The organism is Aeromonas piscicola (genome assembly GCF_000820005.1).
In the GTDB taxonomy this organism is placed as follows: Bacteria; Pseudomonadota; Gammaproteobacteria; order Enterobacterales; family Aeromonadaceae; genus Aeromonas; species Aeromonas piscicola.
This window is the reverse complement of sequence record NZ_CDBL01000071.1, coordinates 53,074-69,203: the sequence shown is the minus strand read 5'-3', so window position 1 is coordinate 69,203 and position 16,130 is coordinate 53,074. Positions and strand designations below refer to the sequence as shown.

Annotated in this window: 13 protein-coding genes; 6 read left to right on the top strand and 7 right to left on the bottom strand. The window is 59.5% G+C overall.

The window, feature by feature from the left end; all coding sequences use genetic code 11:
- Nucleotides 1–94 precede the first annotated feature (94 nt).
- The 4 genes from BN1128_RS17445 to BN1128_RS17430 all read left to right on the top strand — a co-directional run bounded on the left by BN1128_RS17445 (nucleotide 95) and on the right by BN1128_RS17430 (nucleotide 5,906).
- The gene (locus BN1128_RS17445; RefSeq protein WP_042871060.1) at nucleotides 95–565 is read left to right on the top strand and encodes a BamJ family beta-barrel-assembly machinery protein; all 471 of its coding nucleotides are present in this window, start codon (nucleotides 95–97) and stop codon (nucleotides 563–565) included.
- A gap of 309 nt (nucleotides 566–874) precedes the next feature.
- On the top strand, nucleotides 875–1,642 hold the full coding sequence (locus BN1128_RS17440) for a DODA-type extradiol aromatic ring-opening family dioxygenase (protein WP_042871059.1): 768 nt from the start codon (nucleotides 875–877) through the stop codon (nucleotides 1,640–1,642).
- 167 nt (nucleotides 1,643–1,809) lie between these two features.
- On the top strand, nucleotides 1,810–5,055 hold the full coding sequence (locus BN1128_RS17435; protein ID WP_042871057.1) for a response regulator: 3,246 nt from the start codon (nucleotides 1,810–1,812) through the stop codon (nucleotides 5,053–5,055).
- Between the two features lie 173 nt (nucleotides 5,056–5,228).
- Nucleotides 5,229–5,906, top strand: coding sequence for a Crp/Fnr family transcriptional regulator (locus tag BN1128_RS17430; protein ID WP_042871055.1), 678 nt, complete (start codon nucleotides 5,229–5,231; stop codon nucleotides 5,904–5,906).
- A gap of 109 nt (nucleotides 5,907–6,015) precedes the next feature.
- On the opposite strand, the gene tsgA is transcribed toward BN1128_RS17430, so the two are convergent.
- From tsgA to BN1128_RS17410, 4 genes are all read right to left on the bottom strand, one after another.
- Nucleotides 6,016–7,179, bottom strand: a complete 1,164-nt coding sequence (gene tsgA / locus BN1128_RS17425) for an MFS transporter TsgA (RefSeq protein ID WP_042871052.1) — start codon at nucleotides 7,177–7,179, stop codon at nucleotides 6,016–6,018.
- Nucleotides 7,180–7,233: 54 nt separating this feature from the next.
- The gene (gene deoD / locus BN1128_RS17420) at nucleotides 7,234–7,935 is read right to left on the bottom strand and encodes a purine-nucleoside phosphorylase (RefSeq protein ID WP_016351488.1); all 702 of its coding nucleotides are present in this window, start codon (nucleotides 7,933–7,935) and stop codon (nucleotides 7,234–7,236) included.
- A gap of 325 nt (nucleotides 7,936–8,260) precedes the next feature.
- A complete protein-coding gene (locus BN1128_RS17415; RefSeq protein ID WP_042871050.1) occupies nucleotides 8,261–8,842 on the bottom strand; it encodes a DUF1349 domain-containing protein in 582 nt (193 codons plus the stop codon).
- A gap of 225 nt (nucleotides 8,843–9,067) precedes the next feature.
- The gene (locus tag BN1128_RS17410) at nucleotides 9,068–9,448 is read right to left on the bottom strand and encodes a hypothetical protein (RefSeq protein ID WP_042871048.1); all 381 of its coding nucleotides are present in this window, start codon (nucleotides 9,446–9,448) and stop codon (nucleotides 9,068–9,070) included.
- A gap of 454 nt (nucleotides 9,449–9,902) precedes the next feature.
- On the opposite strand from BN1128_RS17410, the gene BN1128_RS25575 reads away from it, so the two are divergent.
- Nucleotides 9,903–10,691 (top strand): PIN-like domain-containing protein, encoded by a 789-nt coding sequence (locus BN1128_RS25575; protein WP_244464620.1) that lies wholly within the window; start codon nucleotides 9,903–9,905, stop codon nucleotides 10,689–10,691.
- Nucleotides 10,692–10,737: 46 nt separating this feature from the next.
- Nucleotides 10,738–11,166, top strand: coding sequence for a hypothetical protein (locus tag BN1128_RS17405; protein ID WP_042871047.1), 429 nt, complete (start codon nucleotides 10,738–10,740; stop codon nucleotides 11,164–11,166).
- A 196-nt stretch (nucleotides 11,167–11,362) separates the two neighbouring features.
- Here BN1128_RS17405 and thrC read toward each other — a convergent pair whose 3' ends face one another.
- The 3 genes from thrC to thrA are packed head-to-tail and all read right to left on the bottom strand — an operon-like array spanning nucleotide 11,363 to nucleotide 16,121.
- Nucleotides 11,363–12,637: a threonine synthase gene (thrC, locus tag BN1128_RS17400; protein ID WP_042871046.1), complete on the bottom strand. Its 1,275-nt coding sequence runs from the start codon at nucleotides 12,635–12,637 to the stop codon at nucleotides 11,363–11,365.
- Entirely contained in the window at nucleotides 12,634–13,626 is a 993-nt protein-coding gene (gene thrB, locus BN1128_RS17395) for a homoserine kinase (RefSeq protein WP_167335818.1), read from the bottom strand. The genes thrC and thrB overlap by 4 nt, the downstream gene beginning before the upstream one ends.
- A gap of 2 nt (nucleotides 13,627–13,628) precedes the next feature.
- Complete coding sequence (gene thrA, locus BN1128_RS17390; RefSeq protein ID WP_042871044.1) at nucleotides 13,629–16,121, bottom strand: bifunctional aspartate kinase/homoserine dehydrogenase I; 2,493 nt, start codon at nucleotides 16,119–16,121, stop codon at nucleotides 13,629–13,631.
- Between the last annotated feature and the right edge of the window lie 9 nt (nucleotides 16,122–16,130).

The following is a 16,130-nucleotide window of genomic DNA, read 5'->3' as shown; positions in this document are numbered from 1 at the left end:
TCTGTCTGCCCCGTCACATCCTCCTGCGTCCCGACTCGCCCTCCCTCCCCGACTGGGATAAGATGCCGCCTTCATTGCATTTAAGGAAAAACTGATGAAATTCATTCTGATCGCGCTGCTGGTTGCCGGTGTCGCCTACTACTTCTACTCGAGCAGCAATAACAAAAAACAAGCCGTGGAAAATGTGCGCAAGGGCGCCGAGTTCCTGGCCAGCAACAAAGACAAGCCTCTGGTGACCACCACGGCCTCCGGCCTGCAGTACGAGGTGCTGACTCCGGGCACCGGCACGGTTCACCCCACCGCCACCAGCAAGGTGAAGGTGCACTACGAGGGCAAGTTGCTGGACGGCACAGTGTTCGACAGCTCGGTCGCCCGTGGCGAGCCCATCGAGTTTGGCCTCAATCAGGTGATAGCTGGCTGGACCGAAGGGGTACAGCTGATGGTGGAAGGGGAGAAGACCCGCTTCTACATCCCCGCCAACCTGGCCTATGGTGACCGTGCCGCAGGCAAGATACCGCCGGGATCCGTGCTGATCTTCGATGTGGAATTGCTGGGCATTCAATAAGCTGGCCTATGGCCGCATCCCGCTCACTATCCGCCCGGATTTCGACATGGTGCTGCCGGGCATTCAGCAATACCTGATGCCGTGATAATCAGACAAGGCCAGCGCCATGCGCTGGCCTTGTCGTTTATGGGAGCAATCCCCCGATTTTCGCCACAACTATCAACCAATGGTGAACAGTGCTTATACATGACACTGGATTGTTAACCATCAATCCTGGGCAGATAATGAGCTCATCGTCAGTGGCGCCGCGCCCTGACCCGGGTTTCTGGTGCGCCGCGCGTACCGACACAGCTTATATGGAGTCTTGTCATGTCTATCGCCCCTGTATGGTTCATCTCTCACGGTGCCCCGGATCTGGTTCTGCGCGACCAGCCGGCGACCCACTTCCTGAAAAGCCTGTCTCTTGGCGACATCAAGGGGCTGGTGGTGATCTCGGCCCACTGGTTCAGCCGCACCGAGCTGCAGATCAACGTCGAGCCCAGCCCGGCGCTCATGTATGACTTCTACGGTTTTCCGGAGCCGCTCTACCAGATCCGCTGGCCGGCGCAGAGCCCGCAGTGGCTGCAGGAGACAGTGGGCGATCAGCTGATGCTGGCGGGCTTGCCGGCCACGCCGGTCCGCCGCGAACTGGACCACGGCGTCTGGTCGCCGCTCTCCCTGATGGATCCGGCCAGCCGCGTCCCACTGGTGCAGATCTCCATCCCGGCCAGTTTCAGCCCGAACCAGCTGTGGCAACTGGGCGAGGCGCTGCAGAGCCTGCGCGAGCAGGGGATAGGCATACTGGCCTCCGGCGCCATCACCCACAACCTGCGGGCGCTCGGGCCGGAAAACTCGCCCGTGCCCGGCTGGGCAAGCGCCTTCGTCAACTGGCTGGAGCAGACCATGAGCGAGGGTGACAGGCCCGCGCTGGAGGATTACCGGGCGCGCGCGCCGGGGGCGGTGGAATCCCACCCGCACGACGATCACCTGCGCCCGCTGTTTGTGGCGCTGGGCGCCGCCGGCCAGGACAAGCCCCTCAAGCTGCATGACAGCTGGGACGGCGGCAGCCTCTACATGGGCTCCTACCGTTTCGGCTGACGCCGTGCAAATCAAGTCGATATGGCGGGCCTGTCCCGCCTTTTTTCATGGTTCGAGCACTGACAAACCGGTAAATAGGGACTCATGGCGCGGGACTTTGCGGTAGAATCGCCCCTTTCGGGCGTTTTCTGACAGGCAGGGATGGTTGTCGCAACCCAGGTAGCATGATGAAGCTTACAAGATCCCTGATCCTCCTCGGCCTGCTGATCTCCCTGCCGCTGCAGGCACTGACCCTGCACAGCCGCCACTACATACAGAGCAGCTACGCCTCCCAAGTGCCGGCCGAGCAGCACTGGCTCAGGCAAGTCAAGGCGCTGCGGGTCGGCGTGCTGCGCCACGACTATCGCCCGTTCGCCATGATAGTCTCGGACAGCCGCTTCGAGGGGATCTCCGCCGACTACCTGAACATAGTGGCCAGGACGCTGCAAAAGCCGCTCGTGCTGCAGGCATTCGATGACAAGCAGAGCGCACTGGCAGCCTTGCGGGCGGGCAAGCTCGACATGGTCAACCTCGGCAACCTCAGCCTGAGCAAGCGCCAGCAGACCGGCATCGCCCTCAGCCAGCGCTACTTCAGCAATACCCCCATCTTCTCGGCCCTCAAATCTGAGTCCGGGCCCCTGCTGCTGCCGGGCCAGCGCGTCGCCACAGTGCAGGGGTACGTCGATCCGGCCGAGTTCAAACGCTACTACCCTGAGCTCACCCTGGTCAGCTACCCCTCCAACGTGGCGGCCTTCGATGCCGTCTTCTTCGGGCGGGATCAGCTGCTGCTGAGCGACATCCACTCCATGCACTACCTCAACAGCGAGCGCTTCGACAAACTCATGCAGCGCCGCGAGGCACAACCCAGCCTGGCACCGGACGGCTTTCGCTTCGCGGTCTCGGCGCGCAGCCCTCACCTGCTGGCCCTGCTCAACCACACACTGCAAGAGGTCAACGACGTGACCCGCAGCCTCATTTTCAGCCAGTGGAACGGGCCCATCCGCGACATAGTCGACAACCCGGCCGACATCTATGACGCCGCCGAGCTGGCCTGGCTGGCCAGGGCCAGACCTGTCAAGGTGTGGCTGGTGGACGATCTCTATCCCTATGGCGTGCGGGATTACGACAACCAGCTCACCGGCATGTCGGTGGACATGCTGGCCAAGCTGAGCAAGCGCTCCGGCCTGACGTTCGAATTTGTGTCATTTCACTCGGAGCAGGCCCGCAACGACGCCCTGCGCAATGGCGAGCTCGATCTCATCGGCGCCATATCCAAGCCGGTGGCCGAGAGCTACCGGCTGCACACCTCCATCCCCTACTCCACCGACGACATCTATGTGATAGTTGCGCGCAAGGGGGATGAGTTGCATGGCACCCTGGGGGAACTGGCGGGCAAACGGGTAGGCTCGACTTACTACAACCCCATAGCCAGGGGCCTGACAGCCAGCAAGGTAAGCTTCATGGAGAGCGCGGACGAGGCGATGCGGGCCGTTGACAGTGGCCAGCTCGATGCCGCCATAGTGCCGCTCTACTTTGCCCAGAACGCGGTGGACTGCGGCCGGCTGGCCAGGATCCGCATCGCCGGGCCCGCCGACAGCATGCCCATCAAGATGGGCTTTGCCAGCATGCCGGGCCACGACATGCTGATGCGCATCATCGACAAGACCATACTCTCCATCTCCCCCAACGAGCTGGCCATGATGAGCTACGAGTGGCGCAACCGGAAACTGCCGGCGCCCACTTTCATGGAGCGCAACGCCCACTACTTCTACCTGCTGTTTGCGGCCCTGTTCGGCCTGGCCTTGCTGCTGTTTTACCGCAACCGCATGCTCAACCGGCTGGCGCAATCGGAGCAGGCCTCCCGCCGCCAGCTGGAGGAACATGTGCGTTTCATCGAGGCGCTGGGGGAGAGCCTGCCTCACCCCATAGTGGTGCGAGACACGGGCGGCAAGGTGATCCTCTGCAACAGCAAGTACCTGGCCATCCTGGACGCCCGGCTGGAGCAGGTGCTGGGCAAGTCCTTCGTCGAGGGGCTGCGGGGGCACATCAATGCCGATGCCATCGCCGCGCTGGAGCAGGATTTCCAGCAGGCGCTGCACAGCGGCAGCCCCATCCTCTCGGATCGCATCTTCAGCAACACGGAGCGACGCCAGTTCGTCTATCACTGGATGGTGCCCTACTTCGACGGCCAGGGTGCCATCAGCGGGGTGATCAACGGCTGGATCGACATCACAGAGCGCAAGACCATGGAGGAGGCGCTGCGCCACGCCAAAGAGCAGGCCGACAACGCCAGCCGGGCCAAGAGCGATTTTCTCGCCACCATGAGCCACGAGATCCGCACCCCCATGAACGCCATTCTCGGCATGCTGGAGCTCGCCATTCAGGATCCGGCGCTCGCGCCCCACACCAGCGAGCAGCTGCGCATCGCCTCCGAGTCCGCCAACGGTCTGCTGGATCTCATCGGTGACGTGCTCGATATCTCCAGCATAGAGTCGGGCCAGATGACGCTCGCCCCCACCCCCTGCGAGCTGACGCCGCTGCTGCAATCCGTGGCCCAGGTATTCAGGGGCATGGCCGAGCAGAAGGGGCTGAGTTACCTCGTCACCCTGGACGCCCTGCCGCGGGTGCTGATCGATCCGCTGCGGCTGCGCCAGATCATCTTCAATCTGCTCGGCAACGCCATCAAGTTCACCGAACGGGGAGAGGTGAGCCTCAGGGCCACCCTGGGCGGTAATGCCACTCGCCCCCTGCTGCAGCTCACCATAGCCGACAGCGGCGTGGGCATAGCGCCCGACAAACTGCCCCTGCTGTTCAACCCTTTCTATCGCGCCCACGATCCTTATCAGTACGCGGGCACAGGCCTTGGCCTCAACATTGCGCGGATCCTGTGCCAGATGATGGGGGGCAAAATAGAGGTCAGCAGCCAGCTCGGGGTGGGCACAGAACTCAGGATCCGCCTGCCGCTGACTCCGATGGACGATGCCGCCGTGCAGCCGCCCTCGCCCCGACACGACGACGGGGTCAGATCCCCGGTGCCGAGTGACGCGGCGCAGCTGCAGATCCTGGTGGTGGATGACAACCACGCCAACCAGATCCTGCTGCGCCAGCAGCTCAAGCACCTGGGTCACGAGGTGAGCGTGCGCGGCAACGGGGTCGAGGCGCTGCGGGCCATCCAGAGCCACCCCTTCGATCTGGTCATTACCGACTGCCAGATGCCGCTGATGGACGGTTTCGAGCTGACTCGCCGCATCCGCGCCCGTGGCCATGAACTGCCGATCTGGGGCTTCACCGCCCATGCCCTGCCCCGCGAGCGGGCACTCTGTCTGGCCGCCGGCATGGATGATTGCCTCTACAAGCCCATAGGGCTGGCCCGCCTGCGCACCGCACTCGCCAGCCTCAACCAGCGTGAGACCCGGGCAGCCGAGCGGGTTTAACTCTGCATGGATGACTGCCTCTACCATATCCATAGAGGGCTGGCCCGCCTGCGCACCGCGCTCGCCAGCCTCAACCAGCTTGAGGCCCGGACAGCCGAGCGGGTTTAAGGGCTGGAGTATCCGCCCGCAAGCGTGTGTAATAGCCGTTTGTTTTCAGCAGGCGCGCGCACTTTATGCAACTCAAACCCCTTCTCAAGGGCCGCTTTCAGCCCCACTGGCAGGCCAGCCACGATCTGATCAAACAGGTGGTCGAATCCTGCATCACGGAGCGGCGCCTTATTTCCGAGGGGGAGCCCCTGATGCGCCAGGGGGAGCCGTTGCGGGATCTGGTGCTGGTGCCGAGCGGCCGCATCGCCATGGGCCACACCGCCATGAACGGTCGCCGCTTTCAGCTCGGCACCCTGGAGTGCGATAACCAGCTGTTTGGCGAGATGGAGTTCTTCACCGGCTATCGCTGCCAGCTCGACATCATGGCCGAGGAGCCCCTCGAGGTGGCCCGCATCGACGGCGAGCAGCTGGAGCAGGCGCTGGTCGCCCACCCCAAGGTGGCACTCTTTTTTGCTACCGCCATTGCCATCGACTATCAGGACACTGTGGATATCTTCACCTGCCGCATGCTCTACCCCATCAGCTACAACATTGCCCTCGACCTCTACCACAGCCACTGTCATGACAATCCGGTGAGCGGCTTTCGCAAAGGGTATCAGGAGGCGGAACGTTTCGGTACCACTGACCGCGTCTACCGACGGGCGGTGAAGGAGCTGATGGACAAGGGATTGGTGGAGCGCGGCGAGCAAGGATTGCAGATCCGCGATCTGGCGGGGCTCAAGGGGTTTCTCGAACAACCGTAAGCAAAGCAGGCGCAGCCTTGGGCAAAAGAGCACAGCCATAACCACCCAGCCCAACACAAAATAAAAAAAGGGCGGTCGATACCGCCCCTCTTGTTATTCACTCCCCAACTCAGGCCAGACAGGGCTGGGGCCGGGCCATCCGCAGCGAGGCCACCAGCATGGTGAGGATCAGGCCGTAGATCAGCGGGATGGCGTACATCACCGCCTGCAAGCCGATCACCTGCTCCAGCAGGGCACTGATGGCCGGGCTGAACATGGCCCCCGCGCTGCCGCTGATGAGGATATAGGAGACGTTCTTGCTCGATGCCTGGCGCACAAACGACACCCCGTAGGCGATAAAGGCGTTGTAGAGCGCGGCGCAGACAAAGCCGTAACCATAGGTGAGGTAAGGCAGCTGGCTCAGGTTGTCGGTGGTGACGATCAAGGCCGTCATCCCCATCGCCAGGGTGATGATCACCAGCAAGAAAGTGCGGATTGGAATGCGGGTCACGATAGCGGTCGACACCAGGGCGCCGAGCAGGGCCGCCGTCCAGTACTGGGTGATGATGCTGCCCGCCTCCTCGAAGGGGATGCCGAACTTGTTCTTCACGAACATGGGCGCCCAGGTGAGGAAGGTGTAGAGCGCCAGCATGCCGAGGAAGAGTCCCAGCCCGCCACTGATGATGCCAAGGTTCCACTCCGAGTGCTCGTTACCGGCGCTCTCGCCCCCTGCCTCACAGCTGCGAAAATTGGTCAGCACAGCCACCAGCATGGTGGCCAGCGCCACCACGCCTACCGCCAGATAGCTCCAGCTCCACGCCATGGCGTGGGTCAGGGTGTAAGTGGTGATGAGCGGAAAGACCACCCCGGCCACGTTGAAGGTGGCATCCTGCACCACCAGCATGGTGCTCTGCATCCGCGCCTTCCAGACGCTCACCACCAGGGTCCCCGCAATGCAGAGCCCCACCCCGCCACACAGGCCAATCACAGTCATCGCCGCCATCACCACATAAAGGGAACCGGTCAGGTGGAGCGAGGCCGCTGCCAGCGCGATCAGGCCGTAGCAGAGCAGCGTCATCCGCTTGAGACCCACCTTCTCGATGAGGAAGAAGGCGGCAATGGTGCCCGCCAGCGCCCCGCCGTTGAGCAGGGAGAAGATGGAGGCCACCTGATTGACGTCGGCGCCGAACTTGGCGGCGATAGGTTCGATCAGCATGCCGAACTGGGTCGCAAAACCGGCCATCACGAAGTTGGCCAGGAAGCTGATGGCAGTGAGGGAGAGCTTATTGTTCATATTGGATCTCTCATAGGGGTCAGGGTGCGTGCAGGGTTGACGGCGCGGCTGCGCTTACAGCGCGGTATGCAGCGCCAGCTCGATCATCTGGTTGAAGGAGAGTTGCCGCTCCTCTGCGGTAGTCTCTTCACCAGTCAAGCAGTGGTCGGAGACGGTCAGGATGGCGAGCGCCTCGATCCCCTGCTGATGGGCAAGCCCGTAGAGACCGGCCACCTCCATGTCGATGCCGAGCACGCCGAACTTCTCCAGCGCCGGAATGAGGTTTTCGTCCGGATCGTAATAGAGGTCGCCGGTGAAGATATTGCCCACCTTGACCGGAATGGCCTTCTCCTGCGCCTTGGTAAACGCCTTGTGCAGCAGGGCGAAGTCGGCCGAGGTCGCCATCTGATAGCCAGCGCTGCGCTTGGCATTGGTGGGGGAGTCGGTGCCCGCCGCCTGCGCCAGAATGACGTCGCGCATCTGCACGTGACGCTGGGTCGCCCCCAGACTGCCGATACGGATGATGCGCTTGACCCCGAAGTCGTTCACCAGCTCGTGGGCATAGAGCACCATGGAGGGGATCCCCATGCCGTGGCCCATCACAGAGATGCGCTGGCCGTGGTAGTAGCCGGTATAGCCCAGCATGTTGCGTACATTGGTCACCTCGCGCGCATCGGTCAGAAAGGTCTCGGCGATATAGCGGGCCCGCAGCGGATCCCCCGGCATGATAACGGTCTCGGCGAAATCGCCTGGGTTGGCATTGATATGAGCGGTCATTGTTGTTGTGCTCCAGTTTGACTCATGTGGATGAGCGCATCCTAGCCCCCGCCCAGCCTCCCCTTGCAGGACAAAAGTCCTGTTGCCCCGATCGAGATCCCAGTTCTGGCAACTTGTTGTCTGCTGCGTTGCGTGCTGCATGCTTTTCGACGTTGCTTGCTACGGCTTGCCCGCCACAGTCACCCGCCATCCTGCTTGGCAACCGGCATAAAAAAGCGGGAGGACGACTGCCCTCCCGCTGGATAGACCCTGTTACTGGCGCAACGGGCCGATGACATTGTTGGTTCTGCCGGTTGACGCTTTCACTGCGCCAACAAACGCTGGCCTAGCTCAGGTCATGCAGCGCCTTGCCCAGAGGCGGCGTGAGGCGCAAGTCAGAGAAGCGCACCGCCAGCCCCTGCCGCTCCGGGGTGCAGCACATCACCCCGATAAAGCAGCGCTCGCTTGGCGGGAACGGGGCGAGGCGCAGCAGCGGCCACACCTTGCCATCGGTGGAGTATTGCAAACGCAGGCAATCTGCCAACCGGGTCAGCCGCAGCCAGAAGCGGCGCGGATTGCCGGTGAAAATGCCGGTGGCCCAGTCAGAGCGCGGATTGGTGAGCACGCTGCCGATCATCGGCTGGGCATCGTTGTACTCGATCCCCGCTTTGAGCCAGTGCGCGTCGTCTTGCAGCAGCATCAGCCCCGCCTGATCGTAAAGGGTGGTGAACTCCCCCTCGACGCAGACCTGAAAGGTAAACTCCCCTTCAACCTCGCAGCCATAGAGATGCCCGCTGTGGCGCTCGAAGCCATACCAGGTGCTGCGCCAAAAATCGGTCTGCTTGTCTGTCACCACCTGCAAGCCGTCGTCTGTCTGGTGCCACTCGGCCGGTTCATTGAGCCAGCGCCATTGCGTCCCTTCCATCATCCTGCTTTGCCCCCTTATCGCGCGTAATCCCGCACAAATGGTGCTCGCCAACGCCTCGTCCGGTCACGACAGGTCATGGCTGCACCTCTGCGGAATCCATAAAAGGAGTCAATAGTGTCGCTATTGCCGTCCCGATACAAGGCTTGTGCGTTGCGCCATCAGTGCGCCCCAAAAAGCGCGGGGGGCCTGATGGCCCCCCGCAAACACACCGGATGAGAAAACGCCTTACTTGGCGGCGCTATCCTTCACGCACTTCTGGACAAAACTGTTCTTGGCCGCGCCAGCCAGCTTCTTGTCGGCCGCCGCCTTCTCGCACTTGGCCGCCGGATCCATCGCCGTGCCCGTCTTCACGCACTTCTGGATAAAGCTGTTTTTGGCGGCGCCAGCCAGCTTCTTGTCGGCGGCCGCCTTCTCGCACTCGCCGGTCGCGGCGCCAGCGGCATCTTTCACACACTTGCCGACAAAGCTGGTCTTGGCGGCGCCGTTAAGCTTTTTGGCTGCGGCCTGCGCCTCGCACTGCAACTGGGCCGCGTCGTTGGCAAAGACCGGATTGGCCAGCAGCACGCTGCCGCAGAGCAGGCCGAACAAGATGGCAATACGCTTCATATGACGTTCCTTATTGTGATGTGTTTGCAACAGCTGATTGTTGCCGCAGATCCCCCGCACCGCCAGCCATGCGGCCGGAAGCCGGGCAACCATCGCCCGCACTATAGCGCCGATTGCCGGAGCGGGATTAACCCCAGCCAGCCCTTCCCCGACGGCAAGCCTGCCCCCTCTTCACCGCCACCCCCGCCAACCTCAATAAAATCAAGGGCCATGGGAATCCTGTGCTCTGCCTCTGCGATTTCTTGAGCTGGCGCATAAAACGCAGATATTCCTGATAGTTACGTCAATTTTTGACTGGTGAGACCAGATTCGATTGGCCTATCATAGCCATCCGATGCCTATTCATCCGCGATGGGCTGCTGCACTCGCTGGTAAATGGGGCATATTATAAGCTGTAATCCAGGGGCGGTAGCTTAATTAAAGCTATAAATTACCGAGGTGTATATTGAAAAGTATGTTTAAGGGTTTTTACAATCCTAATGAAACTGAATTAAATAGCGCTTGGAAAAACGAAAATACATTATTTGTATTTGACACAAATGTATTCCTAAACTTATATGGCTACGCAGAGCAAACAAGAAACGATTTTTTTGAACTGTTGACTACAATAAGCTCCAACATATGGATTCCTTATCAGGTAGGTTTGGAATATCAAAGAAGACGATTGGAAACCATTCGTGATGAGAAGGCAATATTTATAAAAACAAATGAACACTTAGATAAGATAGATAAGATTTTCAAATGTGACTTTGAACAACTATCATTAAAAAGACGATTTCCAAAGCTTCACGAAAATACAGAAAAACTTCATAAAGAAATACAAAAAGCTATTGCCTCATATAGAAAATCCGTATCCTATTGGGATGAAAAGCAGCCATGCGTGAGATCTCATGACTTCATCAGAGAAAAATTAATTGAAATTACAGAAGGTAAAGTAGGTGAAAAACCAGAAAATCAAGACTGGTTAGATAAAATATACAAAGAAGGAGATGAACGATATAAAAACAAAATTCCTCCCGGATTTAAAGATTCAGCAAAAGCAAATGGAAATGACCGCTACTTTTATTTTGATGAGCTAAAATATGACCGCCAGTATGGTGATCTTATTCTTTGGAAACAATTAATAACTAAAAGCTCATCCCCTGAAACTAAAAATGTAATATTCATAACTGATGACTCAAAAGAAGACTGGTGGTATATTTTAGAATCAAGAGGAAAAAAAACAAATAGGACCTCACGCTAATTTACAAAATGAAATATATAGAGAAGCAAATTTAGATCTCTTTTACATGTACAATACATCCTCATTCTTAGAAAGTGGTAAAAAAATACTAAACGTTGGGGTGCATGAGAGTTCAATTAAAGATGCAAAAAATCAGTTCATGAACTCTTTGAATGCTCTTACAGTAGATTTGAGAAAGGATAGGGAAAAAGACTCAAAACTTGAACAACTTATCATTAATCTTAGCGACAAATATAAAAACAAAGAAAAGGAAAGTGATTACTTAGATCTAATTATTTCTAAAATAAAAAATGCTGATGATACAAAAAAATCTGATCAAGTCAATGATCCAGAGAAGGAAAAACATTATAGCTATGTACTTATGCCCAACAACAAAAATGATGAGCGTATGATATTCGCAAAAATAGACAGACATGGTGTAATATATAGGCAAGACAATACAAATACGGATGACGATGACGATGACGATGAATAATATATACGGTTCTAGTTATCACCTGACACAGGTCAGAAACTCGGGATAATGGAAGACCAGCAGCAAAGTGTCCTGATAGTCGGTCATTATCATCAGTAAACCGAACTTAAGCCGCCATCCCTTGCCAAACGATAGAAATAAAAATCCCCCATTACCGGGGGATTTTTATTTCTATCGGTTAACTCACAGCTAAAACTCAAGCCACCAAAAACTCCCTTAACCGGGCAAACTCGGCTGGCAGGTTATGAGACAAAAGCGGCAGCTCGGCATGCTTGGCCAGCGGGCCGGGCAGCGGCACATCCAGATTCAGGATCTCGTCCACCGACTCCTTGAACTTGGCGGGATGGGCGGTGCAGAGGAACACCCCCACCTCATCTTCACCGAGCTGCTCGTTCAGCAGATCCCAGGCAATGGCGCCGTGGGGCTCGCACAGGTAATCGAGCTGGTGCAAGCGCTTGAGCGCATCGCGGGTCTCGGCGTCGCTGCGCATGCCGGAGCCCAGGGTCTCCAGCGCCCAGCCGTTGCGGCGGCACAGCTCCTCTACCCTAGGCCAGTTGTTGGGGCGGCTGACATCCATGGCGTTGGAGAGAGTCGCCACTGTCTGGTGCGGCTCCCACTGACCGGTTTTCAGGTAGCGCGGCACTGTGTCGTTGGCGTTGGTGGCGGCAATAAAGCGCTTCACCGGCAGCCCCAGCGCCTTGGCAATCAGGCCTGCAGTCAGGTTGCCAAAGTTGCCGGACGGCACGCTGATAACCGCCTTGGCGCGGTCGGCTTTGGGCAGCTGGGCCAGCGCCTCGAAGTAGTAGCAAACCTGTGCCAACAGACGGCTGATATTGATGGAGTTGGCTGAGTTCAGGCCAATCGCCTTTTTCAGCGCCTCGTCGTCGAAGGCATCCTTCACCAGCGCCTGACAGGCATCGAAGTCGCCGTCGATGGCGATGGTGCGGATATTGCCGCCCAGGGTGCAGAAGAGCTTCTCCTGCAAGGGGCTTATCTTGCCCTTGGGGTAGAGAATGACCACCTCGATCCCCTCCAGCCCGTAGAAGGCGTGGGCCACGGCGGCGCCGGTGTCGCCGGAGGTGGCGGTCAAGATGGTGATCTTGTCGTTGGTGCGGAAGGTGGCCAGACACTGAGCCATAAAGCGGCCGCCAAAATCCTTGAATGCCAGGGTCGGGCCGTGGAACAGCTCAAGGGCATAAGTGCCATCTTTTAATTTGACCAGCGGCGCCGGGAAGGTGAAGGCGGCATTGATAAGCTCGCTTACCTTGGCGGCGGGCACTTCGTCCCCCAGCAGGTGGCTGATGATGTGGGCAGAGCGTTCGGCCAGCGGCAAGTCCAGCAGGGCATCCACATCGGCCAGTGGCGCAATCACCTCGGGGAAGAAGAGCCCCTGATCGCGACCCAGCCCCTGACGCACCGCCTGCGCGAAGCTCACCTGTTCACTCTTGTCCTTGATATTGTAAAGATTCATAGCTCGCTTCCTGTTACCCGTGCCCCGGCCATGTCCAGTTTGCAGACCCGGGCAAATCCATCTTCGTTCTGCACAAAATGTGCGTCCATCCAATCCTTCATCCGCTCGGCCTGGGCCAGATCCTTCATCACCACGAAGACGCTGGGGCCTGAGCCGGAGATGCCGGTGGCAAGCGCCCCGTTTTGGGCGGCCTGGGCCCGCACCTCGTTAAAGCCTTCGATCAGCGTCGCGCGGTAGGGTTCGGCAATCACGTCTTTGAGCACGCTCGCCGCCAGCCCCTCCTGCCCGGTGTAGCTGGCGTGAACAAAGGCAGCCAAGCGACGACCATAGGTGAGGCAATCCTGACGGCGATATTGCGCAGGCAGTATGGCGCGGGCAGCGGCGGTCGACACCACTGTGCCCGGATAGCAGACCACCCAGTACCACTGCTCGAACACCGGAATGCCCTGGCTGATAACGCAGTGCTCTTCGAGCACCAGCTGCATGCCGCCCAGATAGCAGGGAGCCACGTTGTCGTAGTGAACAGAGCCGGAGATGCGCCCTTCCATCTCCCCCATCAGCAGCAGCATGTCGTGCTCATTAAGGGGCTCGCCGTGGAAGGCGTTGAGGCCTTCGAGTGCCGCCACCACGCTACAGGCGCTGGAACCCAGACCCGAGCCCACCGGCAGGTTCTTCTCCAGCACCATTTCGAGTGGCTGCATGGTCAGGCCACGCTTCTCCAGCGCCTCGCCATAGGCGACCCAGCAGTCGTAGAGGATGTTCTTTTTCGGATCGTCGGGCAGTTTGTGGGCGTAGCGGCCCACGGAAGAGAGGGCAAAAGGCACGTCAGCGGCTTTCACCTGCACCCGATCGCCCAGCAGGGAGCCATCCACGGGGGCGAGCGCCGCCCCCAGTACATCGAATCCCACGCTCAGGTTGGCGCTGGAGGCGGGGGCATAGGCGACAACACTGCCACCTTTCGCCATATAGGGGTTCATCTCTGAACTCATGGTTATAACTCCTGCTTCCAGTTCTGGGTGCGAAGCACGTCGGCAAAGACGCCAGCGGCAGTCACTTCGGTACCGGCGCCATAGCCACGCAGCACCAGCGGGATCGGCTGGTAGTAGGTGGAGAAGAAGGCGAGCGCATTCTCTCCGTCTTTGACCTTAAACAGGGGCTCGTCGGCACCGACCGCCTTGATGGCGACCTTGCACTTGCCACCTTCAATCGACCCCACATAGCGCAGCACCTTGCCCTGAGCTTGCGCGGCGGCGAACTGGTCGCGGAACCAGCCGTCAGCTTCGGGCAGGCGGGCCATAAAGGCTTCCACATCGCCGCTGACGTCAAAGCCCGGCGGCAGCGCCTGCTCCACTTCCACGTCGGAGAGCTCCAGCGCCATACCTGCCTCGCGAGCCAGAATTAGCAGCTTGCGCGCCACATCCATGCCGTTGAGATCGTCGCGGGGATCCGGCTCGGTGAAGCCGTTGCCGCGAGCGATTTTGGTCGCCTCGGAGAAGGCCATGCCCTCATCCAGCTTGCCGAAGATAAAGGAGAGTGAACCGGACAGCACGCCATCGAAGGCGCGCAGCTTGTCACCGGCCTTGATCAGGTTCTGCAGGTTCTCGATGACCGGCAGGCCGGCGCCGACGTTGGTTTCGTACAGGAACTTGCGGCGAGTCTGGCGGGCGGTGCGGCGCAGCGCCTTGTAGTAATCGAGCGACCCTGTGTTGGCCTTCTTGTTCGGGGTGACCACATGGAAACCGGCGGCCAGGAAGTCTGCGTACTGGACGGCGACCGCCTCGCTCGAGGTACAATCGACGATCACCGGGTTGATGAGGTGGCTCTCTTCCACCAGCTTTTGCACCGCTTCCAGGCTGAAGCTGTCACGGGCTTCCACCAGCTGCTCACGCCAGTTGGCCAGCGTCAACCCATCCTTGTTGACCGCCATCTGGCGGCTGTTGGCGATGCCGACCACCCGCAGGCCAGTGCCCTGCTCGGCCAATACCGGCTGCTGGCGGGCGATCTGATCCACCAGGGCTGCGCCAACGCCGCCGACACCGACCACGAAGAGATCGATAAACTGCTGGCTGCCGAAGAAGTTCTGATGGCAGGCCTTGATGGCTTCCGCCACCTTGCGATCCCGCACCACGGCGGAGATAGAGCGCTCGCTCGACCCTTGCGCGATGGCGACGATATTGATGGAGGCTTGCGCCAGGGAGGTGAAGAAGCGCGCCGCCATCCCCTTGCTGGTGCGCATACCGTCACCGATCAGGGAGATGATCGCCAGATCGCTGATGATATCCAGTGGCTCCAGCAGCTGGTTCTTGAATTCGAGCTCGAACTCGCGCTCCAGCACCTTGCGGGTCTTCTCACTGTCATAGCTGTGGATACAGAAGCTGACGCTGTACTCGGAGGATGACTGGGTGATGAGGACGATACTGACCCCGGCGCGGGAGATGGCGGAGAAGATGCGGCCGGCCATGCCCACCATGCCCTTCATGCCGGGGCCGGAGACGTTGAACATACACATGCCGGAGAGATCCGAGATGGCCTTAACCTTCAGATCGTCATCCCCCTGCTCGACGCCGATCAAGGTGCCCGGCCCTTGCGGGTTGAAGCTGTTCTTGATGAGGCAGGGGATGTGGAACTGAGCCACGGGGGCGATGGTTTTCGGGTGCAGTACCTTGGCACCGAAGTAGGAGAGCTCCATCGCCTCTTTATAGGAGAGGGTTTTCAGCAGGTAGGCGTCCGGCACTAGACGGGGGTCGCAGTTGTAGCAGCCTTCCACGTCGGTCCAGATCTCGCAACACTCGGCATCGACGCAGGCGGCCAGCACGGCGGCTGAGTAATCCGATCCATTGCGGCCCAACAGCACGGTTTCACCCTTGTCGCTGCCGCCGGTAAAGCCCGGCATCAGGTAGAGACATGACTCTTTTCCAGCGGGGCCCTGCCCCTCTACCGCGGGACGCAGCCCCTTGGCGGCGAAGCGCAGGCGGGAGGCTTCGATGTCGACATGGGCTTCCAGATAGCCGCCGTCGGTGACCAGCAGTTGCTCCGGCACTATGATGTCCAGTTCGAGGCCGCGCACCCGCAGCAACTCGTGCATGAAGGCGATGGAGAGGTTCTCCCCACGGCTCAGGATGCGGGCCTGCACGTTGTCCGGGCAGAGCCCCAGCAGCCGTATGCCCTGCATCAGTCGCTCGACCTGATCCAGCTCGGCGGTGAGACGGGCCTGCAGCGCCTTGTCATCCAGCGCCGGATAGGCGGCCTTCAACCCGGCCAGCAGGCGGGAGAAGATGCCGTTGATTTCAAACAGGGTGGAACTGGCATCCATGCCGCGACTGGTCTGCTCCACCAGGGCGACCAGGTGGTTGGTCACCTTGGCCGGTGCCGATAGCACCAGGGCAACCTGGGATTGGCCGTGGGTATTGACCGCGATATCCGCTACCCGTAAAAAACGCTCTGCATCGGCCAGTGACGACCCGCCAAACTTCAACACTCTCATCGCTTATCT

Excerpts from the sequence above, each read along its gene's own strand:
- BN1128_RS17410 (WP_042871048.1), bottom strand. The coding sequence starts at position 9,448 with ATGAAGCGTATTGCCATCTTGTTCGGCCTGCTCTGCGGCAGCGTGCTG.
- BN1128_RS17445 (WP_042871060.1), top strand. The coding sequence starts at position 95 with ATGAAATTCATTCTGATCGCGCTGCTGGTTGCCGGTGTCGCCTACTAC.
- thrB (WP_167335818.1), bottom strand. The coding sequence starts at position 13,626 with ATGAGTTCAGAGATGAACCCCTATATGGCGAAAGGTGGCAGTGTTGTC.
- BN1128_RS17430 (WP_042871055.1), top strand. The coding sequence starts at position 5,229 with ATGCAACTCAAACCCCTTCTCAAGGGCCGCTTTCAGCCCCACTGGCAG.
- thrC (WP_042871046.1), bottom strand. The coding sequence starts at position 12,637 with ATGAATCTTTACAATATCAAGGACAAGAGTGAACAGGTGAGCTTCGCG.
- BN1128_RS17435 (WP_042871057.1), top strand. The coding sequence starts at position 1,810 with ATGAAGCTTACAAGATCCCTGATCCTCCTCGGCCTGCTGATCTCCCTG.
- deoD (WP_016351488.1), bottom strand. The coding sequence starts at position 7,935 with ATGACCGCTCATATCAATGCCAACCCAGGCGATTTCGCCGAGACCGTT.
- BN1128_RS17405 (WP_042871047.1), top strand. The coding sequence starts at position 10,738 with ATGTACAATACATCCTCATTCTTAGAAAGTGGTAAAAAAATACTAAAC.
- thrA (WP_042871044.1), bottom strand. The coding sequence starts at position 16,121 with ATGAGAGTGTTGAAGTTTGGCGGGTCGTCACTGGCCGATGCAGAGCGT.
- BN1128_RS25575 (WP_244464620.1), top strand. The coding sequence starts at position 9,903 with ATGTTTAAGGGTTTTTACAATCCTAATGAAACTGAATTAAATAGCGCT.
- tsgA (WP_042871052.1), bottom strand. The coding sequence starts at position 7,179 with ATGAACAATAAGCTCTCCCTCACTGCCATCAGCTTCCTGGCCAACTTC.
- BN1128_RS17440 (WP_042871059.1), top strand. The coding sequence starts at position 875 with ATGTCTATCGCCCCTGTATGGTTCATCTCTCACGGTGCCCCGGATCTG.
- BN1128_RS17415 (WP_042871050.1), bottom strand. The coding sequence starts at position 8,842 with ATGATGGAAGGGACGCAATGGCGCTGGCTCAATGAACCGGCCGAGTGG.